We start from the raw sequence: 1,638 nt of genomic DNA, 5'->3' as shown, positions 1-1,638 counted from the left end.
CTGTTGCTAAAAAAGCTCCAGCTAAAAAGGCTGTTGCTAAAAAAGCTCCAGCAAAGAAAAAAACTGTTGCTAAAAAAGCTCCAGCTAAAAAGGCTGCTGCTAAAAAAGCTCCAGCCAAGAAAGCTGCTGCTAAAAAAGCTCCAGCAAAAAAGACTGCTGCTCGTAAACCAGCTGCACGTAAAACTGCTACTAAAAAAAGAGCAACTGCAAAACGTAGATAGTAATATCCTTGTTTTCAAAATGAGTCAGATTCGTCTGACTCTTTTTTTGTGCCCATTTTTATAAATATTTCATATTAGCGAAAATTTACATTATATTAAGACTAAAATTCATAAGTCGTATGAAAAATAAAAAATCAATAATGTATTCGATCTGTTCATATCTAATACTTCCTATCTATAAAGTATTAGTAAAAGAAATTATCGAAGGTGAACACTTTATTCCGACACAAGAACCAGTCATCATTATTAGCAACCATATTTCCTTTATAGATCCTCTAAATATGGCATATTTGCTAAAAAGACGTAAGCGGCAAGTTTCATTTTTAGCAAAAGATTCACTATTTGAAAATTTGATATTAAGATGGTTTTTAAATCATTGTCAACAAATTCCTGTTTCTCGTGATAGTGATAGGTCAAAAGATTCGCTATTATTAGCAGAAGAAGCATTAGCAAAAGGCAAATGTGTCGGTATATATCCAGAAGCGACTATTTCAGATTTAACAAAACTGTTACCGTTAAAGTCTGGTGCCTTACGATTAGCTCAAAAATCTGGAGTAGAGATAATTGTTATAGGAACATATGGTGCACATAAAATATGGACAAAAGGATCTAGAGTTAAGTTTAGATTTAGAACAAAGAATTCAATAGTGGTCTCTAAAGGGTTTAAGGTATCTAAAGATCAAGATATCGAACAGGCACGTAAAGATTTGTATATTAAAATGACTGATCTAGTACTAAAAGCAAAACAAAAGTTAGGCGATTAATAATGGCTGTAGGTATATTAGGATCTGGAGCTTGGGGCACAACTTTGGCTAAGTTATTTTCTATTAATAATGATGTAATTTTATATGTTAGGAATCGTGAACAAGCAGACCAGATTATTAAAACTAATGAGAACCAAAAGTATTTACCTGGCCATAAATTAAATAAAAAAATATTAATTACTAATAATATAAATTTATTAAATCAAGCATCAATTATTGTAGTTGCGGTACCATCAACACATTTTAGAGAATCTTTATTGGGGCTCTCATTTCTTGACCCAAGAATTCCTTTTATATCTGTGACTAAAGGTCTAGAAAAAGATACTCACCTACGAATGAGTGAAGTAATTCTAGATGCATTAGTAAATAAAACTCATGATGATATAGCAGTAATAAGTGGACCAAATTTGGCGGCTGAAATAATGGAGAATAAACCTGCTGCTACGGTAGTAGCATCGAAAAATAAAGTTTTGGCACAAAATATCCAGAAAAAATTGGTATCAGAAAAATTTAGAGTTTATACCTCGGATGATATTATCGGTTGTGAGATATCTGGAATTGCAAAAAATGTTATAGCTATTGCAGTCGGTATTGGCGCTGGAGCAGAGTATGGGGATAATGCAAAGGCACTAGTTATTACAAGGGGTTTAGCA

General features: G+C 32.6%; 3 protein-coding genes. All 3 read left to right on the top strand.

Annotation, left to right across the window (positions count from 1 at the left end):
* Nucleotides 1–221, top strand: a 221-nt coding sequence (locus tag KBF89_07920) for a hypothetical protein (GenBank protein ID MBP9116252.1), incomplete at its 5' end; no start/stop codon positions are given.
* A 119-nt stretch (nt 222–340) separates the two neighbouring features.
* Nucleotides 341–985, top strand: coding sequence for a 1-acyl-sn-glycerol-3-phosphate acyltransferase (locus tag KBF89_07915; protein MBP9116251.1), 645 nt, complete (start codon nt 341–343; stop codon nt 983–985).
* A gap of 2 nt (nt 986–987) precedes the next feature.
* Nucleotides 988–1,638, top strand: a 651-nt coding sequence (locus KBF89_07910; protein ID MBP9116250.1) for an NAD(P)-binding domain-containing protein, incomplete at its 3' end; no start/stop codon positions are given.

Source organism: Acidimicrobiia bacterium (genome assembly GCA_018057765.1).
GTDB lineage: Bacteria > Actinomycetota > Acidimicrobiia > IMCC26256 > JAGPDB01 > JAGPDB01.
The sequence above is the reverse complement of the archived record's forward strand: the minus strand, read 5'-3'. Positions and strand labels throughout refer to the sequence as shown.